We start from the raw sequence: 20,774 nt of genomic DNA on the forward strand, positions 1-20,774 counted from the left end.
GCAGAAATCATTCACGATGGAGACCTCACAAATCTCGGCCAGGGAGCGTCTACAGGGTGTGACAGCCAAACCGCCTTTCGAGACCGTGGTTCGCGACCACGGCCCCACCGTCTATCGGGTGTGCTGCGCCATCGTCGGCGCGCACGACGCCGACGACGCCTGGTCGGAAACGTTCCTGGCGGCGTTGAAGGCCTACCCCGACCTCCCCGCCGATGCCAATTTCGAGGCCTGGCTGGTCACCGTCGCGCACCACAAAGCCATCGACATCACCCGGACCCGAACGCGCCAACCCATCCCGACCGACGTCGTCCCCGAAACATCGAGCCCCCGCACGGCCGAGAATTTCGACGACCTGGCCGCCGCGGTCGACAAGCTTCCCCACAAACAGAAACACGCGGTCGCCTACCACTACCTGGCCGGCCTGCCGTATGACGAAATCGCCGAAATCCTCGGCGGCAGCGCTGCGGCCGCACGCCGCGCCTCCAGCGACGGGATCGCCACGCTACGACGCACCTACCTCACCGAACTCACCGAGGTCGACGCGCCCAGGAAAGGAGAGACCAATGAGTAACGACGACGGCATCGTTCGCGAGCTGGCCCGAATCACCCAACCCGGCCCCGGCAAGCTGGCCGAGTTTCACCACCGACTCGCGGCCGCCGCCCAGCGCGACGGTCTCCTCGACATCGCCTACCGCACAGTCGACACCCCCGTCGGGCCGCTGCTGCTGGCGGCCACCGAGCAGGGCCTGGTCCGCGTCGCCTATGCCCGCGAAGACCACGACACCGTGCTGCAGCACCTCGCCGACGAGGTGAGCCCGCGCATCCTGCAAGCACCCGCCCGCCTCGACACGGCGGCCCGCGAACTCGACGAGTACTTCGCCCGCACGCGACGCACCTTCGACCTGCCGCTGGACTGGCGGCTCGCCGCCGGATTCCGCAGCACAGTGCTGCATCACCTGCCCGAGATCGACTACGGGCAGACCGCCAGCTACGCCGCCGTCGCGGCCCTGGCCGGCAGCCCCAAAGCGGTACGCGCTGTGGGGACGGCGTGCGCGAAAAACCCACTGCCCGTTGTCATCCCCTGCCATCGCGTCGTCCGCAGCGACGGTGCGATGGGCGGCTACCTCGGCGGTCCGGAGGCCAAGCGCCTGCTGCTCGACCTGGAGGCGGCGGCATGAACGGCACGAATGCCTGGCAGCAGCGGGTAGATCTCATCGACTGGAGCCGTGTCAGCGATGAACTCGACAACACGGGATGTGCGCTGACCGGGTCACTGCTGACTCCGGCGGATGCCGCCGACATCGTCGCGCTCTACCCCGAGGTGGCCCGGTTCCGATCGACGATCGACATGGTCCGCTACCGGTTCGGCGAGGGCCAGTACCGCTATTTCCGGCAGCCCTATCCGCCGGCCGTGACAGCACTGAAGAAGGCGCTGTATCCCCACCTGCTGCCGATCGCCCGCACGTGGTGGGCTCGGCTCGGCCGCGAGGCACCGTGGCCGGATGACTTCGACGACTGGCTGCGGATGTGCCATGAGGCCGGTCAGACCAAGACGACCGCGATCCTGCTGAAATACGGTGCCGGGGACTGGAATGCGCTGCACCGCGACCTCTACGGCGAGTTGATCTTCCCGCTACAGGTCGTGATCAATCTGACCGACCCGGACGTCGACTACACCGGCGGCGAGTTCCTGCTTTACGAACAACGACCCCGCGCACAATCGCGCGGTACCGCCACTGTCATCCCCCATGGGCACGGCTTGGTATTCACCACCCGCGACCGACCGGCCAAGTCGGTACGGGGCTGGTCGGCGGCACCCATCCGGCACGGCGTCTCGACGGTCCGTTCCGGGACCAGGTTCACCCTGGGCCTGGTCTTCCATGACGCGGCATGAGTCTGTACACCCTGATCGACGCCGACGGTCATCCCCATCGCAGCAACACACCGGGAACCTTTGGGGGACACCGCGGTAGCAAGATCTACGGCTGCCTCGACTGCCCGTCGGCCCTGCGCGCCATCGCTGCCGGCGGGTACGTCAGACACCGGGTGTTCTTCGCCGACGCGCAGGCCGCTGCATCGGCGGGGTACCGCCCGTGCGCCGTGTGCCTGCCCGACGCCTACCGGCAGTGGAAGGCCGCGGGGTCTAGCTCGTAGGCACCGGGATCGCCGCCGTGTCGTCATCATCCGCACGGGGCACCTGTCGCGGCGCCGGCTTGCGGAAATGGTTGTCCCCGCGGGGATACACCACCTGCGGCCACCAGAACCAGCGGCCCAGCAACGTGGCGATCGACGGCATCAGCAGCGACCGCACGATCAACGTGTCCAGCAGCAGGCCGATCGCGATCGTCGACCCCATCTGGGCCAGCACGACGAGGTCACTGCCCAGCATGGCCGCCATGGTCGCCGCGAACACCATACCCGCCGAGGTCACCACGCCGCCGGTGCCGCCCATCGAGCGGATGATGCCGGTCTTGAGCCCCGCGTGGATCTCCTCCTTGAACCTGGAGACGAGCAGCAGGTTGTAGTCCGATCCGACCGCCAACAGGATGATCACCGACATCAACATGACCAGCCAGTGGACATGGATCCCGAACAGGTACTGCCACAACAACACTGAGATGCCGAACGACGCCGCGATCGAACTGGCCGCCGTTCCCACGATCACCAGGGCCGCCACGGCGCTGCGGGTCAGGATGAGCATGATGATGAAGATCAGCGTCAACGCCGACACCACGGCGATCATCAGGTCGTAGCGGGCTCCGTCGCTCATGTCCTTGTAGGTGGCCGCGACGCCGCCGAGGTAGATCTTGGCGTCCGACAGCGAGGACATCTTCAGGCCCTCCTGCGCAGCGGTGCGCTCGGCATCGACCCGCGCGATACCCTCCGGCGTCGCCGGGTCGGTCTGGTGGGTGATGAACATCCGCGCCGACTTGCCGTCGGGCGAGAGGAACATCTTCAGGCCACGCTCGAAGTCCGGGTTCGTGAACGCCTCCGGCGGCAGATAGAACAGGTCGTCGTTCTTGGCCTGATCGAAGCTCTCCCCCATCGCCAGCGCGGTGTCGTTCATCGCCTGCATCTGGTCCAGCAGCGCCTTCTGCGAGTTGTACGACGCCAGCGACAGGTCCCTGCTGGCTTTCATCGACGCGATCGTCTGAGGAAGCAGCGCAGTCAGTTTCGGAGCGAGGTCCGCCAGTTGATCGGTGTTGAGCTGCACCGACGAGGTCTTGTCGGTCAGCTCATCGATCCCGTCGAGGGCATCGAAGACCGACCGTGCCGCCGAGCACATCGGGATGTCGAAGCAGTGCGGTTCCCAGTAGAAGTAGTTGCGCATGGGCCGGAACTGGTCATCGAAATTCGCGATGTTGTCCCGCATCTTCTTGGTGACCTCGAGTAGCTCCTGCGACTTGGCCGCCGAGTCCTGCGTGAGCTTGGTCTGTTGAAGGGACAGCTGGTACTGCTGCTCCAGAATCGAGATCGAGACGTTCGTCGCGTCGATCATCTTGAGCTGGTTGTCCAATTGATCCCGCTGGAACGGCAGGTTCAAATTGCTGGTCTGGCCTTGGATGGCGGTCTGGAACGGAATCGAGCTGTGCTGGATCGGGATACCCAGGGGGCGGGTGATGCTCTGCACCATCGCGATGCCCTCGGTACGCAGCACGTTCTTCGCGACGCGGTCCAGCACCAGCATGTCGGCGGGATTCCGCATGTCATGCGTCGATTCGACCATCAGGATGTCAGGATTCATCCGGGCCTGGCTGAAATGCCGGTCGGCAGCAGTGAATCCAACGTTCGCCGGCGCATCGGCCGGCAGATACCAGCGGTCGTTGTAGGCGGGTTTGTAGCCGGGGACGGCCACCACACCGATCAGCACCACGAACGCGCTGGCCACCAGGACCGGTGCGGGCCAACGGACCACCGTGGTGCCGACCCTGTACCAGAACCGGCCCTTGGCCTCCCTTTTCGGCTCGTACAGGCCAACTTTGCTCCCCAGGTACAGGACCGCGGGACCCATCGTGACAGCGGACGCCACGACGACGATCATGCCGATGGCGACGGGGGCGCCCATGGTGCTGAAGTAGGGAAGCCGCGCGAAGCTGAGGCAGTAGGTGGCCCCGGCGATAGTCAGGCCCGACCCGATGATGACCGGGGCGACGGACTTGAACGTGGCGTAGTAGGCGTCTTCTCGGTCCAGCCCCTGGCTACGGTCCTCACGGTAGCGGCCGAAGATGAAGATGCCGTAGTCGGTCGCGGCGGCGATGGCCAGCATCGTGAGGATGTTGCCGGCGAAGGTTGTCAGCCCGAACACGTCATGGCTGGCCAGAACCGAGACCAAGCCGCGCGACGACAACAGCCCCACACCGGTCAACAGCAACTGCACCAACGTGGTACGGATCGACCGGTAGACGATCAGCAGCATCACCGCGATAGCGATCAGCGTGTAGAGGGTAATCGTGGCCAAGCTCGCGTTGCCGATTACGTGCAGATCATCGGTCAGCGCCGCCGGACCCGCGACGTAAGCCTGCACGCCCGGCGGGGCCGGGGTTTCCTTGATGACCTCGCGGACCTTCTCCACGCCTTCGTTGGCGAGGGTCTGCCCCTGCTCGCCTGCGAGGTTCAACATCACGTAGGACGCTTTGCCATCGGCGCTCTGCGCCCCGGCCGCGGTGAGCGTGTCACCCCAGAAGTCTTGGATGTGCTGGATGTGCTCGGGATCCTCACGCAGCTTGCGGATGATCTCGTCGTAGTACTTGTGCGCGTCGGGGCCCAGCGCCCGGTCGCCCTCCACCACGATCATGACCGTGCTGTTGGAATCGAACTCCTGGAAGTTCGCGCCCATGCGCTTCATGGCGATCATCGACGGCGCATCCTCGGGCGCCATCGGCGCCGAGTGGAGTTCGCCGACCACCTCGAGCTGCGGCGCGATGACGTTCACGACGACGGCGAAGGCGATCCAGAACAGCACCACCGGAATGGACAGGATTCGCAGCATGTGGGCGAAGTAGGGGCGGTGACCCCGATCGTTCTTGGCGTGGGCAGCTGTGGAAGACGTCATGCGGACTTCACCAGGCAGTAGGTCTGGGGTTTGATCCCATTGGCTGATTGCTCCTCCCGGACAGCGCCGTTCACGGTGACGCGGCAACCGATTTCGCTACCGTCGCCCAGGGCCATGAGGTTGGCACTCACGGTGGGCAACGTGGTCGACAAGGTCACCGACCACGGCAGCGACGTAGTCACGGAATGCACCTTGGCGTCCGGGTCGAAATAGCTGATCTGAGCGGTCGACCCGGGCGGCCCGTACACGTCGTACACCAGGACCTTCGGATTGAACTGAACGATCTCGATGCCGGCGCCGGCGTTCGCGTTGAGGTCTTCGGAGCCAAACATCCGATGCAGGCGCGAGACCACGAGACCCGACACCGCAAGCACGACGACCAGAACCAACGGAATCCACGCGTGTTTCAACACACGACGAGCTCCCCGACCAGGACTCACCGATACCTCCCGACGATTACCCGAACCCACCGAAGGCGATGACCCGCCCCGGCGATCGGCGAATTAGTTCGAATAACTATGTACAGCGGAGACAAACGTTACACCGGTCCACAACCCGTCGCAGCAGTGACCTATTTCCTGTGAACTTGCTGAAAGCAAGCTTGGTGCACCAGCTTTGGCCATGCGGCCCAACATTTGTCGGCATCCCTGCCCGCCGGCCATTTGGTATCAGCTACCTAGATCGACTATTATTATTCATAGATATTCTATGTATTAGTTGGGAGGTTGTCTGAGGTTGGACAACGACACGGACCCACGGTCCGACAGTCAAGACGCCACTCGGTTCGTCAACACGGTACTGCCCTGCATCGAGCAGATCCGGGGTCGTGCGCGGCGACTGACCCACAACACGTTTGACGCCGAGGACCTGATACAAGAGACAATGCTCAAGGCCTACAGCGGATTTCACACCTTTCAGCCGGAGTCGAACGCCCGCGCCTGGCTCTTCCGGATCATGTACAACAACTGGGTCAACGCCTACCGCACGCGTCAACGGGGCGTGGCCGAGCAGCTCTGTGAGGATTTCACCGATTGGCAGATGTCCGCCGAGGCCCGCCACACCTCTTCAGGCCTGCGGTCAGCCGAAGTGGAAGCCCTCGAGTCCATACGCGATGACGAGGTCGCCGATGCGCTTTGCGCCATACCGGCAGTCAACCGCGTGACGGTATATCTCGCCGATGTGGAAGGCTATCCCTACCGCGAAATCGCCTCTCTGATGGGAACTCCCATCGGAACCGTGATGTCGCGGCTAGCACGTGGCCGCCGCCGACTGCGCGAGCTACTCAGTGACGTCGCCAAGGACCGGGGCATCATCCGTCTCCCGGCAAACGGCGCTGGCCCGTTGCCGCAATCGACCCGATAGCCAAGGCCAAGCTTTGTACGCGAATCAGGCTGCGGTGCAGGGCAGTCGATCGCAGTCGAACCCGCCGGCCACGCCGGCGTCAATGAGCCGGGCACGGAGATTTCGCCGCCCCCGATGCAATCGCGACATCACCGTCCCCACCGGAATCTGCAGGATCTCGGCGATCTCCTTGTACCGGAATCCTGCAACGTCGGCGTAGTAGACGACGATGCCCTGCGATTCCGGCAACGCCCGCATGGCCTCACGCACGTCGTCATCGCCCAGCGATTCCAGCGCCGCCAGTTCGGCCGAGACCACGCCCAACGGGAACCGTAGGGCCACCTCCGCGAGTTGCGCGTCCGTGAGTTCGTCGGCGAAGACCTCCTGCGGTCGGCGCTGCGCAGTCCGGTACGAGTTGATCCACGTGTTCGTCAGAATCCGGAACAGCCAGGCGCGGATGTTGGTGCCGTCCTGGTACGTGTGAAAACTGCTGTACGCCTTGACCATCGTCTCCTGAACCAGGTCTTCGGCGTCGGGCACGTTGCGCGTGTAACGACGCGCGGCCGCGAAAAGCTGGTCCACCAACGGCAGTGCATCGCGCTCGAACCGCTCCGCACGACAATCGTCAACACTCATGTGCACGCCCGTGCTCATCGGCATGGCCCCCGCTCCCGCCACTGCTCATATCGCTGGCCTCAAACACTTCGCCACTCGAAACTATTCGGCGCCGCAGCCGACCCCCAGGGGGATTACCCCCAGGTTCGGGGCGGTTTTCCACACCCCAGCGGTCGTGCCGAACTCTCATGCACGCAGCATGGCACCTCAACCCAAGTTGAGGTCAAACGATTTTTCGTCGCCAATCTCTTTGCGGCTGTTGCACTTCAGCGCCCCGATATTGACTCCACGGCAGATTGTTCCGACGGCGGTGTGCTCAGCAGGTTTCCTGCCCGGCGGGATCGAACCGGCCGTCACGCACGCGTCCACGTCGTTCATCGGCGATACGCCGGGAAACCCGGCGACTCCCGCTTTAGGCTCATCGCTTATGAATCGAGTCGATCGCTTCTTCGAGATCTCAAGCCGTGGTTCAACGGTCCTTTCCGAGATCCGCGGAGGCCTGGTCACCTTCATCGCGATGGCCTACATCATCGTGCTGAACCCGGTCGTCCTCTCCGGCTCCGCCGACGTCGCGGGCAACAAGCTGCAGTTCGCACAAGTCTCGGCCACCACCTGCCTGGCGGCGGGCGTGATGACCATCCTGTTCGGGATCATCGCGCGGCTGCCGTTCGCGTTCGCCGCGGGACTGGGCATCAACTCATTTCTCGCCACGACCGTGGTGGGCACGGTCACCTGGCCCGAAGCAATGGGCCTGGTGGTCATCGACGGCCTGATCATCGTGGCGCTGGCGGCCAGCGGGTTCCGCCGTCTGGTGTTCGACGCCGTCCCGATGCAGCTCAAACTCGCGATCACCGCGGGCATCGGCCTGTTCATCTTGTTCATCGGACTGGTCGACGCCGGATTCGTCGGCTCGACCGGCCTGCCCTCTCCCCCGGTCGGGCTCGGCACAGGCGGCGTCGGCTCCATCAACACCGTGCCCACGGTCGTGTTCGTATTCACCCTGCTGGTCACCGGCATCCTGGTGGCCCGGAAAGTTCGCGGCGGCATCCTGATCGGCCTCGTCACCGGCACTGTCGTGGCCGTGATCGTCGAGGCGATCTGGCACCTCGGCTTGGCACAGGACAAGACCGGCGGTTGGGGTCTGTCGGTACCGAGCCTGTCCGGCTCACCGTTCGCACTGCCCGACTTGTCTCTCGTCGGCGACGTCAGCCTCGGTGCCTTCAGTCGGATCGGCGCACTCGCCGCGATCATGCTCGTGTTCACGCTGGTGTTCGCCAATTTCTTCGACGCCATGGGAACCATGACGGGGCTGTCCCGGGAGGCCGGCCTGTCCGACGCCCAGGGCAACTTCCCGCGGCTGAAATCAGCCCTGATCGTCGAAGGCGCCGGTGCCGTCGTCGGCGGCTCCTCATCGGCATCGTCGAACACCGTCTTCATCGAATCCGGCGCGGGCATCGAGGAGGGCTCCCGCACCGGGTTCGCCAACCTCATCACCGGTGCGCTGTTCCTTGCGGCCATGTTCGTCGCCCCGCTGGCCTCGATCGTGCCCACCGAGGTCGCGGCCGCGGCCCTGGTGATCGTCGGCGCCATGATGGTGTCGCAGCTGCGTCACATCGATCTGTCGGAGTTCTCGGTGGCCCTGCCAGTGGTGCTCACCGTGGCCACCATGGCCTTCAGTTATTCGATCGCCAACGGCATCGGTGTCGGCTTCGTGGCCTGGGCGGTATTGCGGTCAGCCGCGGGCAAGGCCCGCGAGGTCAGCCCGCTGCTGTGGATCGTGGCGGCCGGCTTCATCCTCTACTTCGCCCGCGGCTGGATCGAGTCGCTCATCGGCATGTAGGGGCCGGTAGCCTTCACGGTCATGGGGATGACGTCGCCGATCAGTCGGTTGCCCGAAGAGAGTCAGCAGTGAGCGCCGGCTTGTTCGGATTGCTCGACGACATTGCCGCGCTGGCGCGGCTGGCGGCGGCTTCGATCGACGACATCGGTGCGGCCACGGGCAAGGCGACCGCCAAGGCCGCCGGCGTGGTGATCGACGACACCGCGGTGACGCCGCAGTACGTACACGGCATCTCCGCTGACCGTGAGCTGCCGGTCATCAAGCGCATCGCGATCGGCTCGCTGCGCAACAAAATCCTGTTCATCCTGCCCGCGGCGCTGCTGCTCAGCCAGTTCGCGCCGTTTTTGCTGACGCCGATCCTGATGCTGGGCGCGACGTACCTCTGTTTCGAAGGCGCCGAGAAGGTCTGGGGACGGTTCATCGGCCACGGCGGACACGACGCCGACGGCCAGCCCGCCACGGCGGTCGGTGGCGACGCCGAGAAGTACATGATCACCGGCGCGATCCGCACCGACTTCATCCTGTCCGCCGAGATCATGGTGATCGCACTCAACGAGGTCGCCGATCAGACCTTCTGGCCTCGACTGATCATTCTGGTGATCGTCGCGCTGGTGATCACCGCCGCGGTCTATGGCGTGGTGGCCGGCATCGTCAAGATGGACGACATCGGCCTGCTCCTGGCTCAACGCTCGTCGCGGATAGCGCAGAAGATCGGGCGCGGCCTGGTCGCCGGGATGCCCAAGCTGCTGTCGGCCCTGTCGACGATCGGCACAGTCGCGATGCTCTGGGTCGGTGGACACATCCTCCTGGCCGGCACCGACACCCTGGGCTGGCACACGATCTACGGCCTGGTCCACCATGCCGAGGAAGCGGTGCGGCATGCGACCGGCAGTACCTTCGGCGGTCTGCTGGCCTGGCTGACCAACACCGCCGCGTCGGCCGTGATCGGCCTGGTGGTCGGCACCGTGGTCGTGGGGATCATGCACGTGCTGCCGTTCGGCAAGAAGGACAAGCACGACGCTTCTGCGTGATGCTCTACGCGTCGATTTCTACCGCAGGACGGCTATCCAAGTGAGTCCGGCAGCCGTGGCGTACAGAAGGACGCCGCGCAGGTGCGAAAGTCAGCGCATCGCATGACCGCAGAACGTGAAAATGACTGCCGCAGAGCCGATTTGGCAGTTCCACTGGGTTGCCGGGCGGCGGCTGCGGTTCGTCGGCCATCCGGTGACCGCTTCGCGGAGAAGATTCACCGGACAAATATTTTTTGGGTCAATGCGTTTCGACGTGCCATACTGGACACGGACGTGCAACGTACGTCCAGTTTGAACAATGAGAGAAGCAAAAATATGGCACAGGGAACTGTGAAATGGTTCAACGGCGAAAAGGGCTTCGGCTTCATCGCTCCTGACGGCGGCGCACCCGATGTCTTCGTCCACTACTCCGAGATCACCGGCGGTGGTTTCCGGTCGCTCGAAGAGAACCAGCGCGTTGAGTTCGAGATCACTCAGGGAGCCAAGGGCCCCCAGGCAGTGGGAGTTACTGCGGTCTAAACCGCTCTAAGACCTGACTATGGGCTGGTACGGATTAATTTCCGTACCAGCTCATTTTGCATTTCACACCGGTGCGTCCTGGATCCGCCCCAACCAACTGGCAGATTCGGTCTGGGCCGCGCGCAGTACGCAATCCGCGGTCTCGAACAACGGCGTGCGCCTCACCGTTTCCTCCACAGACATCGCCGCTGCACAGCGCATCACCAGCGCTCCGAGCGCAGCCGACGTCTTGCACGGGACGACAAGGAGTTTCACGCATTCGCTCCGGCCTGTCACCAACATCAACCGGGGACGACTCAGCGTCATCCCTTGCGCCCACCGATTGCCGGTGACGATCGTGTTGAGGTCCAACTGCCCCTCAGCGGCTGACCAGTTGATGCGGATGTCGACGACTTCCCCGATCGATCGATGAAGGGCGCCAACAAGTTCGGGCAATTCAGCGGCAACGGAGGCGGTGTGCGGCCACCACGCTCCGTCAATGTCGGCGCCCAATTGCCTGGCGAGGGCAAGCCGGACGGGACTGGCCAGTCGCCGTGTCCCGTTCAGGCCGTTCACGATGACTGCGCATCTGCACGGGGCATGGGCCGATCCGAGGGCTGGTCCGAGAAAACCAACTCGGGCGGCGGTTCAACCGCGCCCTCGACATCCGGCATCGGTTGTTGCTGCTCCGGGTGCGAAAACAGTGCGGACGATTCCATAAGAGTGTCCTTGAAAGGTGCGGGACGACCGCACTGGTATTGGATAGCAAGCGATGGTTAATCACCGGCTGACGGTTCAACATCGAAGTCGTGACTGTCATTCGCCACGGCTGACCAACTGATGTATCCGGCCTAATCACAACCTACACCCGAGGAGTGATGTCCTCGCTGCCCAGTGCCCGGATGCCACCGCTACCGGTCGCGTACGGCGGGCAGGATCAGGGTGTCGATGACGTCCCGGATGAACTTCGCGTCGATGCTCTGACCGCTGATCACCCGCATCAGGCACATGCCGGTCATCACGTCGGCAACCAGAGACCAGTCCCGGTCGGGTGCCACCTCACCGCGGGCAGCGGCCTGCTGCAGGATGGCCGTCACCACGCGCCGGCCTTTGAGCAGCATCAGATCGTCGAGGGCCGAGGCGAGGTGCGGATCATGGCTGGCCTCAACCGCGGCCCGCAGCACCAGATCGTAGGAGAAGTGCTCCTCGTCGTTGCGCACCGCACGGCGCACGATCTCGTCGAAATCACCTTCCAGACTGCCGGTGTCGGGCGCATCGTTGCTCATCAGGTCGGGCCGCCAGTACACGAGCGCATCGGTGATCAATGCGGCCTTCGATGACCAGCGACGGTAGATCGCCGCCTTGCCGACACCGGCTCGCGCGGCGATGTCGTTCATGTTGGTGTTGACGTAGCCGTTCTCGGCCAAGGCGGCCAATGCGGCATTGAGAATCGCGGGATCACGCGATCGGTCGAGCCGACCATCGGTGCGCCGGCGCAGTTTCGACTCCGCATCGGGCGCGCTGTCCGTGTCACCCACGACACTCACCTCCCTCACATCGTGGTTACCGGGATCGCAGCGGTCTTGTCGTCGTCGGGGTCGCCCGCCGGCTTCGGTTCGGCGGCGCTGCGGCCCTGCCTGGTGATCTCAAAGGTGTTGAGCGGCCACCAGAACCAACGCCCCAGCGCTGCGGCGATCGACGGTGTCATGAACGAACGAACAATCAGAGTGTCGACGATCAAGCCGATACCGATCGTCATACCGAGCTGACCGACCACGCGCAGATCACTGACGATCATCGACATCATAGTGAAGGCGAACACCAGACCCGCCGCGGTGACAACTCGCCCGGTCGCTCCCATGGCGCGGATGATGCCCGTGTTGAGCCCGGCGTGGATCTCCTCTCTCAGACGCGAGACCAGGAGCAGGTTGTAATCCGAACCCACCGCCAGCAGGATCACCATCGACAGCGGGATCACGATCCACTGCACACCCAGTCCGAGGATGTCCTGCCACAGCAGCACCGACAAACCACACGCGGTGCCCAGGGATGCCGCCACGGTACCGACGATCACCAGGGCGGCCACCACACTGCGGGTGATCAACAACATGATCGCGAAGATCAGGATCATCGACGCGATGATCGCGATCGCCAGGTCGGTTTTGACACCGTCCTGCATATCGGCGTACAGCGACGCGGTACCGGCAATCGAGACCTTCGCATTGGCCAGCGGGGTGCCTTTAACCGCGTCGGCCACAACATCTCTGAGGTCACGGACATGGTCGATGCCCTCGACAGAGGCGGGATCCCCTTGGTGTGTGATGATGTATCGGACCGACTTACCGTCCGGCGAGACGAACATCTTCAGGCCACGTTGGAAGTCGGGGTTGGTGAACACGTCCGGCGGCAGGTAGAAGAAGTCGTCGTTCTTGGCCTGATCGAAGTACAGACCGATCTCCGTGGCGCCCTTGGCCAGTTCCTGTTGCTGGGCCTGCATGCCGGCCATCGTGCTGTGGGTCGCGATCATGAAGTCGCGCATCCGTGCCATCGAGTCGATGGTGGTCCTCAGCACCGGAAGCATCTGCGGCATCAGCTGATCCATCCGATCCATATCGGCGGTCAGACCCTGCATTTGATCCGTGAGCTTGTCGATGCCGTCCAAGGTGTCGAAGATCGACCGCATCGACTGACAGATCGGGATGTCGAAGCAGTGCGGCTCCCAGTACAGGTAGTTGCGCATCGGCCGGAAGAAATCGTCGAAATTGGCCAGGTTGTCGCGCATCTCCTGGGTCGCTGCCAACATCTCGTGCGTCTTGCCGACCATGCTGTGCGTGGTCGCCGTGAGCTCGGAGGTGATCGCGTACATGCGCTCCATGCTGGCGACGGTCCGGCCCATCTCGTCGGCCTGCTCGAGCATCTGAGCCGAGTTGTCGTTGTTGAACTTTGCGCCCTGCAGAGTTCCGGCGTTCTGCGCACCGAGCAGGAACGGGATGGAACTGTGCTCGATCGGCGACCCCAACGGACGGGTGATGGTCTGCACCCGATCGATGCCACGCATGTGAACCACGCCCTTGGCGACCCGGTCGATCACCAGCATGTCAGCGGAGTTGCGCAGATCATGATCGGCTTCGAGCATCAGCAGCTCGGGGTTCATGCGTGCCTGGGAGAAGTGTCGGTCCGCGACGCCCATGGCGAGGTTGGCCGGCATATCGGCGGGGGTGTACTTCTGATCGTTGTACTGCGGCACGTAGCTCAGCAGCGCGACGAAGCCGATGATGGCAACGATGCTGGTCACCAGGATGATCGGGATGGGCCAACGGACCACAGAGGTACCGACTTTGCGCCATCCCTTGGCCGAGAGGTCACGCTTGGGGTCGAGCAACCCGAACTTCGAGGCCACCGTCAGGACCGCGGGCGCCAGGGTCAGCGCCGTAGCGATGATCACCAGAATCGCGATGGCGCAGGGCAGGCCCATGGTCTGGAAATAGGGCAGCGTGGTCATCGTGAGGCACATACACGCACCGGCGATGGTCAACCCGGAGCCCAGGATGACGTGCGAGACACCGTGATACGCGATATAGAACGCGTCCTCGCGGTCCACACCCCTGGCGCGTTCCTCGTGATACCTCCCCAGCAGGAAGATCACATAGTCGGTGCCCGCAGCGATGGACAGCATCGTCACCATGCTCACCGCATACGGCGTCAGACCGATGATGTTCAGGTAGCCCGCCGTGGCCGTAACACCCTGTGCCGCAAACAGTTCGAGTATGACGATGAACAATGCGATGAACATCGTCACCAGCGAGCGGTAGATGAACAGCAGCATCAAGATGATGACGCCGATGGACAGCAGCGCCATCGTGGCCATGCTCTCGTGCCCGGCCACGCTGGTATCGGCGTTGAGCACGGTATTACCGGCGACGTGCGCCTTGATACCGGGCGGCGCGGGCACCGAGGCGACGAGGTCGCGCACCGCGGCCACCGACTCGTGGCTGGCGCTGGTGCCCTGAGACCCGTCAAGGAAGATCTGCACATAGGCCGACTTGCCGTCGACGCTCTGCGAGCCCGCGGCGGTCAGCGGATCGCTCCAGAAGTCCTGAACGTTCTGCACGTGCTCTTTATCGGCGTTCAGCTTGGCGACGATCTCGTCGTAATACTCGTGCGCGGCATCGCCGAGCGTCTCGTCGCCCTCCAGCACAACCATCGCCGACGAGTCCGAGTCGTACTGCTGAAAGACCTTGCCGATGTTCAGCATCGCCTGATACGACGGTGCACCGGTGGGGCTGATCGGCACCGACCGGGTGGCCGCGACATCGTCGAGTGACGGAGTCACCACTGCCAGTCCGACCGCAACGACCAGCCAGAACAGGATGATCGGCAGCGAGAAGATCCGGACCATGTGGCCCAGGAACGGACGATGCGACTTCGAGGGCGCGTTGCTCATACGGATTTCACCAAGCAGTAGATGAACGGTTTGACTGTGTCGGTACTTGCGCGGTCGTCGCGCACTTCTCCGTCGACCGTCACTCGGCATCGAAGATCACTGACGTCGCGGTCACCCTGGACCATGATGTTGGCCGACATCGACGGCAGTGTCGTCACGATCGTGAAAGACCAAGGCAACGGTGCATTTTCGATGAGATGTGGTTGGCCGTTCTCGTCGAGATAGTTGAGGTTCGCCGTCCCACCCGACCCGGTCACCTCGTACATGATGTGCTTGGGGTTGAAGTTCTCCGTGATGGCGGAACCCTCGGCCGTCCTCGGTACCCGGTTGCCGGAATCGCGAATCCGCAGGATCGCGTACGTGCCCAGCGCGACGACCACCACCAAAAGCAACGGCATCCACGCCTTCTTGAGCAACCGGTACACCGCTGCGCCTCCTGCTGTGACAATTGCCGAGATTAGACGGAACTCAAGTTCCGCCTAAGAGGATGCTGAGTACTGTACTCGAGCCAGGCCCCGTGAACGACCGGTGCCTACCTGGCCAGGAACTGCTCGAGCCCGGCGATCACGATGTCGAGGTTGAAGTCGAAGTCCCCGGCGGCAGTCGCGTCGACGCCACGATCGGCCACCACACCACTGAGCAGCGGGAAGTCACTGGACGGCAGATCTTTCAGTGCGCGAACCACCTCGGGCGTCTGGTGGTGCAGCCGCGACTCCGCCGAGCCCAGCACGTCGTGCGCGGCTGACATCGCGAGCCCGGACACCAGAGTGAGCACGCGCCCGGCGTCGTCGGTACCGAATCCACCGTCGGCCAGGGCCCGCAGCACCTGCTCGGCCAGCGCGAGACTGGCCGCCCCACTCGGCCCCCGCAGCCGGAAACTCGTCGCCGTCACACCGAGTTTGAGCACGCCCTGGCGGATGGCATTGCCGTAGGCCCGCAGGACCTCCTGCCAGCTCGCGCCCTCGGGCAACTTGATCGAGCGCAACTCGGTCTCGAACAGATCGGCCACCACCAACTCGAGCAGGCCGTCACGGTCACCGACGTAGTAGTGCAGCGTGGTGCGGTCCACCCCGAGCGCATCGGCCACCGCCTGCATCGTCAACGCGCCCGGCGTAATGGCGCGCGCCGCGGCCACGATCTGCTGCTGATCGATACGGGGTGGACGGCCCCGCCCCCGGCGCGGCGCGTTTCCGGTGGTCACACCCCGAATTCTAGTTGTTTCGCCGCCCGTGTTCGGACCACTCTTCCTTTTTTCTCACGGTAGTGGAAAACTGCCCGAAACCGAGGAAGGAAGCCGCTGCGATGTCACAAACTTCTCCATACCGGGTTGTCCAGTGGACGACGGGAAACGTCGGCAAGAGTTCGGTGGCGGCCATCGCCCGCAACCCGACCCTGGAACTGGTCGGCTGCTACGCATGGTCGGCGGACAAGGCCGGCAAGGACGTCGGAGAGCTCGTCGGCATCGAGCCCCTCGGGGTGGCCGCCACGAATGACGTGCAGGCGCTACTCGCCCTGAAACCGGATGTCGTGGTCTACAACCCGATGTGGATCGACGTCGACGAACTCGTCGAAATCCTTTCCGCCGGGGTCAATGTCGTTGCGACCGCCTCATTCATCACCGGGCACAATCAGGGCCAGGGCCGGGACCGGATCGCCGAGGCCTGCCGCAAGGGCGGCGCGACCATGTTCGGATCGGGCATCAGCCCGGGCTACGTCAACCAGCTGGCGATCGTGGCTGCCGGCATCTGCGACCGTGTGGACAAGGTCACCGTCAACGAGGCCGCCGACACCACGTTCTACGATTCGCCGGAAACCGAGAAGCCGGTCGGGTTCGGCCTGCCCATCGATCATCCCGATCTACAGGCCATGACCGCTCACGGCACCGGAGTCTTCGGCGAGGCGGTCCGGATGATCGGTGATGCACTCGGTATCGAATTCGACGAGGTCCGCTGCGATGCCGAATATGCCCAGACCACAGAGGATCTCGACCTCGGCTCGTGGACGATTCCGGCAGGGGGTGTGGCGGGCGTCTTCGTCAGCTGGAAGGGGATCGTCGGCGACACCACGCGCGTCGAGCTGACCCTGCGGTGGCGCAAAGGACAGACGCTGCAACCGGATTGGCAGATCGATCAGGACGGCTGGGTGATCGAGGTGGCCGGTCGCCCGACTGTGACGATGAAGGTCGGCTTCCTACCGCCGCCGGACTTCGAGGCGACCACGCTGGAGGAGTTCATGGTGCTGGGGCACATCATGACCGCCACTCCCCCGATCAACGCGATCCCCGCCGTGGTCAACGCCGCACCCGGCATCGTCACCTACAACGATCTCCCGTTGATCCTTCCGCGCGGAGTGGTGCCGGCGAGTCAGGGCTGACGCGCCCGGGCCGATGCCCGGCAGCCGACCTCTACGAGGTAGCCGTCGGGCATCCAGCAGATTACCGCTGGCCAGCCCGAGTCGTTTTGTAATACTAAACCAGAAGCCGGCAGCGAACCCGGCCTACACAATGTAAGCACGCCCCCGATATCGCTGACACTTTGCAGCCTCCTCTGCGCTCCGAGACACCACAGGATTGGCCCATCCGTCGAGAACGCAACCGACGGCATCGATCAACGACGATTGAGGAGAGCCAACCGTGGACTCGTTGCGCGCCAATCACATTGCGCCCGACATGCAAGATCAGCAGGCCGGGGTTGTGGTACCCGACCGGCTACTGGAGGTCACGGCGCTCAACGATCTGATGGGCGATGCGGTCACGGTGAACCTCGATTGGGCCGGCACCGATGACGGGCGGCTGAACTTCGCGCTCGCCGCCCTCGAGCCGGTTCCGCTGCGCCGGATGCTGCCCGCGCTGCAGAGCATGGACCTGGAGGTTCTCGAGGAACAGTCCGGCACCTGGACCCGCGCGGACGGCCGGGTGTGCCACGTGTATCAGCTGGTGTTGCATCCCGGTCCGGATGCCGTCGACGCGCTGGCCAAGCCACAGGACGGCATCACCGAGCGCATCCGCGAGACCTTCCAGGCGATGTGGGCCGGCCGGGTCGAATCGGACGGGTTCAACGCGCTGATCCTGCGAGCCTCATTGAACTGGCGTCAGGTCAGTGTCCTGCGCAGCTACAGCCGCTACCTGAGGCAGCTGCCGTTGCCATACGGTCAGGCCCGCATCCAGCGGGTGCTCCTGGACAACCCGGACGCTGCCCGCGCCCTGCTGGCGCTGTTCGAGGCGCGGTTCGGCCAGACCGAGCAACCAGCCGACAGCCCCCACCGCGCCGCCCGCATCACCGAGGCCGAGCAGCGCGTGGCCGCCGAGATCGACCAGGTGCTGCACATCGATGCCGACCGGATCCTGCGCGCGTACCACAACCTGATGGGCGCCACCGTGCGCACCAACGCGTTCGCGCCCGACGCCCTCACGGTCTGGGCACCCTATCTGGTCCACAAGCTCGACGCCCAGTCCATCGACGAGCTGCCACAGCCGCGTCCGCTATCCGAGATCTTCGTCTACTCACCGGAATTCGAAGGTCTGCATCTTCGCTTCGGACTGGTCGCCCGTGGCGGCCTGCGCTGGTCGGACCGCCACGACGACTACCGCACCGAGGTCCTGGGACTGGTAAAGGCACAGGCGGTCAAGAACGCGATGATCGTGCCGGCCGGCGCCAAGGGCGTGTTCGTCGTCAAGGCCCGGCCCGTCGCGGGTGAATCACCCCGTGTGCAGGGCCTGCGGAGCTACCGACAGTTCATCGCCGCATTGCTCGACGTAGTCGACAAGAACGCCGACTCCGCCTCGGGCAGCGATCAGCGGCCCCGTTTCGGCGGCGTGGTGTGCCACGACGGACCCGACCCGTACCTGGTGGTGGCCGCGGACAAGGGCACCGCCTCGTTCTCGGATTCCGCCAACGCGGTGGCACTCGACCGCGGTTACTGGATGGGCGACGCCTTCGCCTCCGGCGGCTCAGCCGGCTACGACCACAAGGCCATGGGGATCACCGCCCGTGGCGCCTGGGTCAGTGGCGACACCCACCTCGCCGAACTCGGCATCGACTCCGAGGCCGACGAGTTCACCGCCGTCGGCGTCGGCGACATGAGCGGCGACGTCTTCGGCAACGGCATGCTGCTGCGCCCGGGCCTGCGACTGGTGGCCGCATTCGACCACCGGCACATCTTCGTCGACCCGCAACCCGACACCGCGCGAGCCCGCAAGGAACGGCAACGACTGTTCGAACTGCCCCAATCATCGTGGGACGACTACGATCGCGCCGCGATCAGCCCGGGCGGCGGGGTGTGGCCGCGGACCGCCAAGACCATCGCCACCACACCGGAAATGCGTGCGGCACTCGGCATCGCCGACGATGAGACCCGCCTGTCTCCCACCCAATTGATCAGCCATATCCTGCGCGCGCCGGTGGACCTGTGGTTCAACGGCGGAATCGGCACCTACATCAAGGCCGGCGACGAACAGCACTCCGACATCGCCGACAAGGTGAACGATCCGGTGCGGGTGGACGCCGGGGACGTCCGGGCACGGGTGATCGTCGAGGGCGGAAACCTCGGGCTCTCCCAGCGCGCCCGCATCGAGTACGCCCGTCGCGGCGGCTTGGTCAACACCGATGCCATCGACAACGCGGCCGGAGTGGACTGCTCCGACCACGAGGTCAACATCAAGATCCTGCTGGACGCCGCCGCGCGGTCCGGCCTGATCAACGGCAGCGCCCGCAACCGACTGCTGGTCGACATGACCGACGAAGTGGCACAGCTCGTCCTGGCCAACAACCAGGCGCACAATCGTCTGCTCAGCGATGCCCGCTCGAACGCGGCCCAGATGGTCGACGTGCACGCCCGGATAACGGCAGATCTCGAGACCCGGCGCGGGTTGCACCGTTCCCGCGAGAACATGCCCAGCCCAGCGCAATTCGCTGACCTGGCCAAGGATGGTCGCGGCCTCACCGCTCCGCAACTGGCCACCTTGATGGCGCACATCAAGCTCGACCTCAAGGCCGAACTGCTCAGTGGCGAGATGTTCGACGACCCATATTTCGTCGCGCTGCTGAACCGGTACTTCCCGCCGACGTTGCGGCGCCAACTCGGTGAGCCACTGCCCGAGCATCCGCTGCGCCGGGAGATCATCACCACCTCGATCGTCAACCGCGTACTGGCCACCTCGGGGCTGACCTTCGCGTTCCGGCTCTCCGAGGAAACCGGCGCTGCCCCAGCCGATATCGTGCGGGCTCACGCCGTGGCGTCCGAGGTTTTCGACCTCGACACACTCTGGTCGGATATCTATGCCGCCGATCTCTCGCCCGCACTGACGAATGCCATGATCATCGAAGGCCGTCGCCTCCTCGACCGGGCCGCCCGATGGATTGTGCTCAACCGGCCGCAACCGCTCGACGTCGACGCCGAGATCACCCGATTCAGCAACCAGGTCGCGATGCTGCGCGGGCAACTCGGATCGATGCTGCGGGGCCAGGAGCGCGATGCCGTCTTGGCGGCGCACGACGACCTGGTGGCCCGCGACGTGCCGGCCGACATCGCCCGTCGGATCAGCGAATCCCTCTATGCGTTCAGCCTTCTGGACATCATCGAGGTCGCCCATGTCCACGGTGAGGACTCGGCTCAACTGGCCAGGATCTACTTCGAACTGTCGGACCGGCTGGGCGTGGACCGGCTGTTGCTGGCGGTGTCGTCGCTTCCCCGAGGTGGCCGCTGGCATGCGCAGGCGCGGCTTGCCCTTCGGGAGGACCTGTACCGCTCATTGCGTGATCTCACCATCGACGTCACCAAGCACGGGGTCGAGGGGGACCAGGTCGCGAGCAGCATCCGCGACTTCGAGGCCTACAACCGGCCGCGGCTGGACCGGGCCAAGCGCACGCTGGACGAGTTCCTCGATTCCGACGCGCCCGATCTGGCGGTGTTGTCGGTGGCCTCGGCCCAGTTGCGCCGGCTCCATCGATGAAC

19 protein-coding genes are annotated in these 20,774 nt (G+C 64.5%); 10 read left to right on the plus strand and 9 right to left on the minus strand.

Going from position 1 to position 20,774, the window contains the following annotated elements; translation table 11 throughout:
• Nucleotides 1-16 precede the first annotated feature (16 nt).
• Genes ACWEFV_RS06340 through ACWEFV_RS06355 form a run of 4 tightly spaced genes read left to right on the plus strand, consistent with a single transcriptional unit; the run spans nt 17 to nt 2,154 of the window.
• On the plus strand, nt 17-571 hold the full coding sequence (locus ACWEFV_RS06340) for an RNA polymerase sigma factor (protein WP_450069497.1): 555 nt from the start codon (nt 17-19) through the stop codon (nt 569-571).
• Complete coding sequence (locus ACWEFV_RS06345; protein ID WP_450069498.1) at nt 564-1,178, plus strand: methylated-DNA--[protein]-cysteine S-methyltransferase; 615 nt, start codon at nt 564-566, stop codon at nt 1,176-1,178. The genes ACWEFV_RS06340 and ACWEFV_RS06345 overlap by 8 nt, the downstream gene beginning before the upstream one ends.
• Nucleotides 1,175-1,894 (plus strand): 2OG-Fe(II) oxygenase, encoded by a 720-nt coding sequence (locus ACWEFV_RS06350; protein WP_450069499.1) that lies wholly within the window; start codon nt 1,175-1,177, stop codon nt 1,892-1,894. The genes ACWEFV_RS06345 and ACWEFV_RS06350 overlap by 4 nt, the downstream gene beginning before the upstream one ends.
• Nucleotides 1,891-2,154, plus strand: a complete 264-nt coding sequence (locus ACWEFV_RS06355; RefSeq protein WP_450069500.1) for an Ada metal-binding domain-containing protein — start codon at nt 1,891-1,893, stop codon at nt 2,152-2,154. Before ACWEFV_RS06350 ends, ACWEFV_RS06355 begins: the two co-directional genes overlap by 4 nt.
• Here ACWEFV_RS06355 and ACWEFV_RS06360 read toward each other — a convergent pair.
• A complete protein-coding gene (locus ACWEFV_RS06360; RefSeq protein ID WP_450069501.1) occupies nt 2,144-5,053 on the minus strand; it encodes an MMPL/RND family transporter in 2,910 nt (969 codons plus the stop codon). The genes ACWEFV_RS06355 and ACWEFV_RS06360 overlap by 11 nt on opposite strands.
• On the minus strand, nt 5,050-5,466 hold the full coding sequence (locus ACWEFV_RS06365; protein ID WP_135451830.1) for an MmpS family transport accessory protein: 417 nt from the start codon (nt 5,464-5,466) through the stop codon (nt 5,050-5,052). Before ACWEFV_RS06365 ends, ACWEFV_RS06360 begins: the two co-directional genes overlap by 4 nt.
• Before the next feature lie 322 nt (nt 5,467-5,788).
• Here ACWEFV_RS06365 and ACWEFV_RS06370 point away from each other — a divergent pair, with 322 nt between their 5' ends.
• On the plus strand, nt 5,789-6,415 hold the full coding sequence (locus ACWEFV_RS06370) for a sigma-70 family RNA polymerase sigma factor (RefSeq protein WP_286174593.1): 627 nt from the start codon (nt 5,789-5,791) through the stop codon (nt 6,413-6,415).
• A gap of 24 nt (nt 6,416-6,439) precedes the next feature.
• Here the strand turns inward: ACWEFV_RS06370 and ACWEFV_RS06375 are convergent, their stop codons facing one another.
• Both ACWEFV_RS06375 and ACWEFV_RS06380 read right to left on the minus strand, forming a co-directional pair.
• A complete protein-coding gene (locus ACWEFV_RS06375) occupies nt 6,440-7,030 on the minus strand; it encodes a sigma-70 family RNA polymerase sigma factor (protein WP_450069502.1) in 591 nt (196 codons plus the stop codon).
• A gap of 186 nt (nt 7,031-7,216) precedes the next feature.
• Nucleotides 7,217-7,387, minus strand: a complete 171-nt coding sequence (locus ACWEFV_RS06380) for a hypothetical protein (protein WP_167857689.1) — start codon at nt 7,385-7,387, stop codon at nt 7,217-7,219.
• Nucleotides 7,388-7,436: 49 nt separating this feature from the next.
• Between ACWEFV_RS06380 and ACWEFV_RS06385 the strand changes: the two genes are divergently transcribed.
• The 3 genes from ACWEFV_RS06385 (at nt 7,437) to ACWEFV_RS06395 (ending at nt 10,399) form a co-directional block, all read left to right on the plus strand.
• The gene (locus ACWEFV_RS06385; protein ID WP_450069503.1) at nt 7,437-8,849 is read left to right on the plus strand and encodes an NCS2 family permease; all 1,413 of its coding nucleotides are present in this window, start codon (nt 7,437-7,439) and stop codon (nt 8,847-8,849) included.
• 68 nt (nt 8,850-8,917) lie between these two features.
• On the plus strand, nt 8,918-9,880 hold the full coding sequence (locus ACWEFV_RS06390) for a DUF808 domain-containing protein (RefSeq protein WP_135451828.1): 963 nt from the start codon (nt 8,918-8,920) through the stop codon (nt 9,878-9,880).
• A gap of 315 nt (nt 9,881-10,195) precedes the next feature.
• Nucleotides 10,196-10,399 (plus strand): cold-shock protein, encoded by a 204-nt coding sequence (locus ACWEFV_RS06395; protein ID WP_029106149.1) that lies wholly within the window; start codon nt 10,196-10,198, stop codon nt 10,397-10,399.
• Nucleotides 10,400-10,462: 63 nt separating this feature from the next.
• Here ACWEFV_RS06395 and ACWEFV_RS06400 read toward each other — a convergent pair whose 3' ends face one another.
• From ACWEFV_RS06400 to ACWEFV_RS06420, 5 genes are all read right to left on the minus strand, one after another.
• The gene (locus ACWEFV_RS06400) at nt 10,463-10,954 is read right to left on the minus strand and encodes a DUF5994 family protein (RefSeq protein WP_135451827.1); all 492 of its coding nucleotides are present in this window, start codon (nt 10,952-10,954) and stop codon (nt 10,463-10,465) included.
• 335 nt (nt 10,955-11,289) lie between these two features.
• Nucleotides 11,290-11,916: a TetR/AcrR family transcriptional regulator gene (locus ACWEFV_RS06405; RefSeq protein WP_450069504.1), complete on the minus strand. Its 627-nt coding sequence runs from the start codon at nt 11,914-11,916 to the stop codon at nt 11,290-11,292.
• Nucleotides 11,917-11,930: 14 nt separating this feature from the next.
• Nucleotides 11,931-14,822 carry an MMPL/RND family transporter gene (locus tag ACWEFV_RS06410; protein ID WP_450069505.1) on the minus strand — a complete coding sequence of 964 codons (2,892 nt, stop codon included), beginning with the start codon at nt 14,820-14,822 and terminating at the stop codon, nt 11,931-11,933.
• Nucleotides 14,819-15,247: an MmpS family transport accessory protein gene (locus ACWEFV_RS06415; protein WP_450069506.1), complete on the minus strand. Its 429-nt coding sequence runs from the start codon at nt 15,245-15,247 to the stop codon at nt 14,819-14,821. The genes ACWEFV_RS06410 and ACWEFV_RS06415 overlap by 4 nt, the downstream gene beginning before the upstream one ends.
• A 107-nt stretch (nt 15,248-15,354) precedes the next feature.
• Nucleotides 15,355-16,023 carry a TetR/AcrR family transcriptional regulator gene (locus ACWEFV_RS06420; protein ID WP_450069507.1) on the minus strand — a complete coding sequence of 223 codons (669 nt, stop codon included), beginning with the start codon at nt 16,021-16,023 and terminating at the stop codon, nt 15,355-15,357.
• A 101-nt stretch (nt 16,024-16,124) separates the two neighbouring features.
• On the opposite strand from ACWEFV_RS06420, the gene ACWEFV_RS06425 reads away from it, so the two are divergent.
• Together ACWEFV_RS06425 and ACWEFV_RS06430 are read left to right on the plus strand one after the other, a co-directional pair.
• Complete coding sequence (locus tag ACWEFV_RS06425) at nt 16,125-17,195, plus strand: NAD(P)H-dependent amine dehydrogenase family protein (RefSeq protein ID WP_450069508.1); 1,071 nt, start codon at nt 16,125-16,127, stop codon at nt 17,193-17,195.
• A 259-nt stretch (nt 17,196-17,454) separates the two neighbouring features.
• Nucleotides 17,455-20,772, plus strand: a complete 3,318-nt coding sequence (locus ACWEFV_RS06430) for an NAD-glutamate dehydrogenase domain-containing protein (protein WP_450069509.1) — start codon at nt 17,455-17,457, stop codon at nt 20,770-20,772.
• Nucleotides 20,773-20,774: the final 2 nt, after the last annotated feature.

This window comes from Mycobacterium sp. NPDC004974 (genome assembly GCF_053600815.1).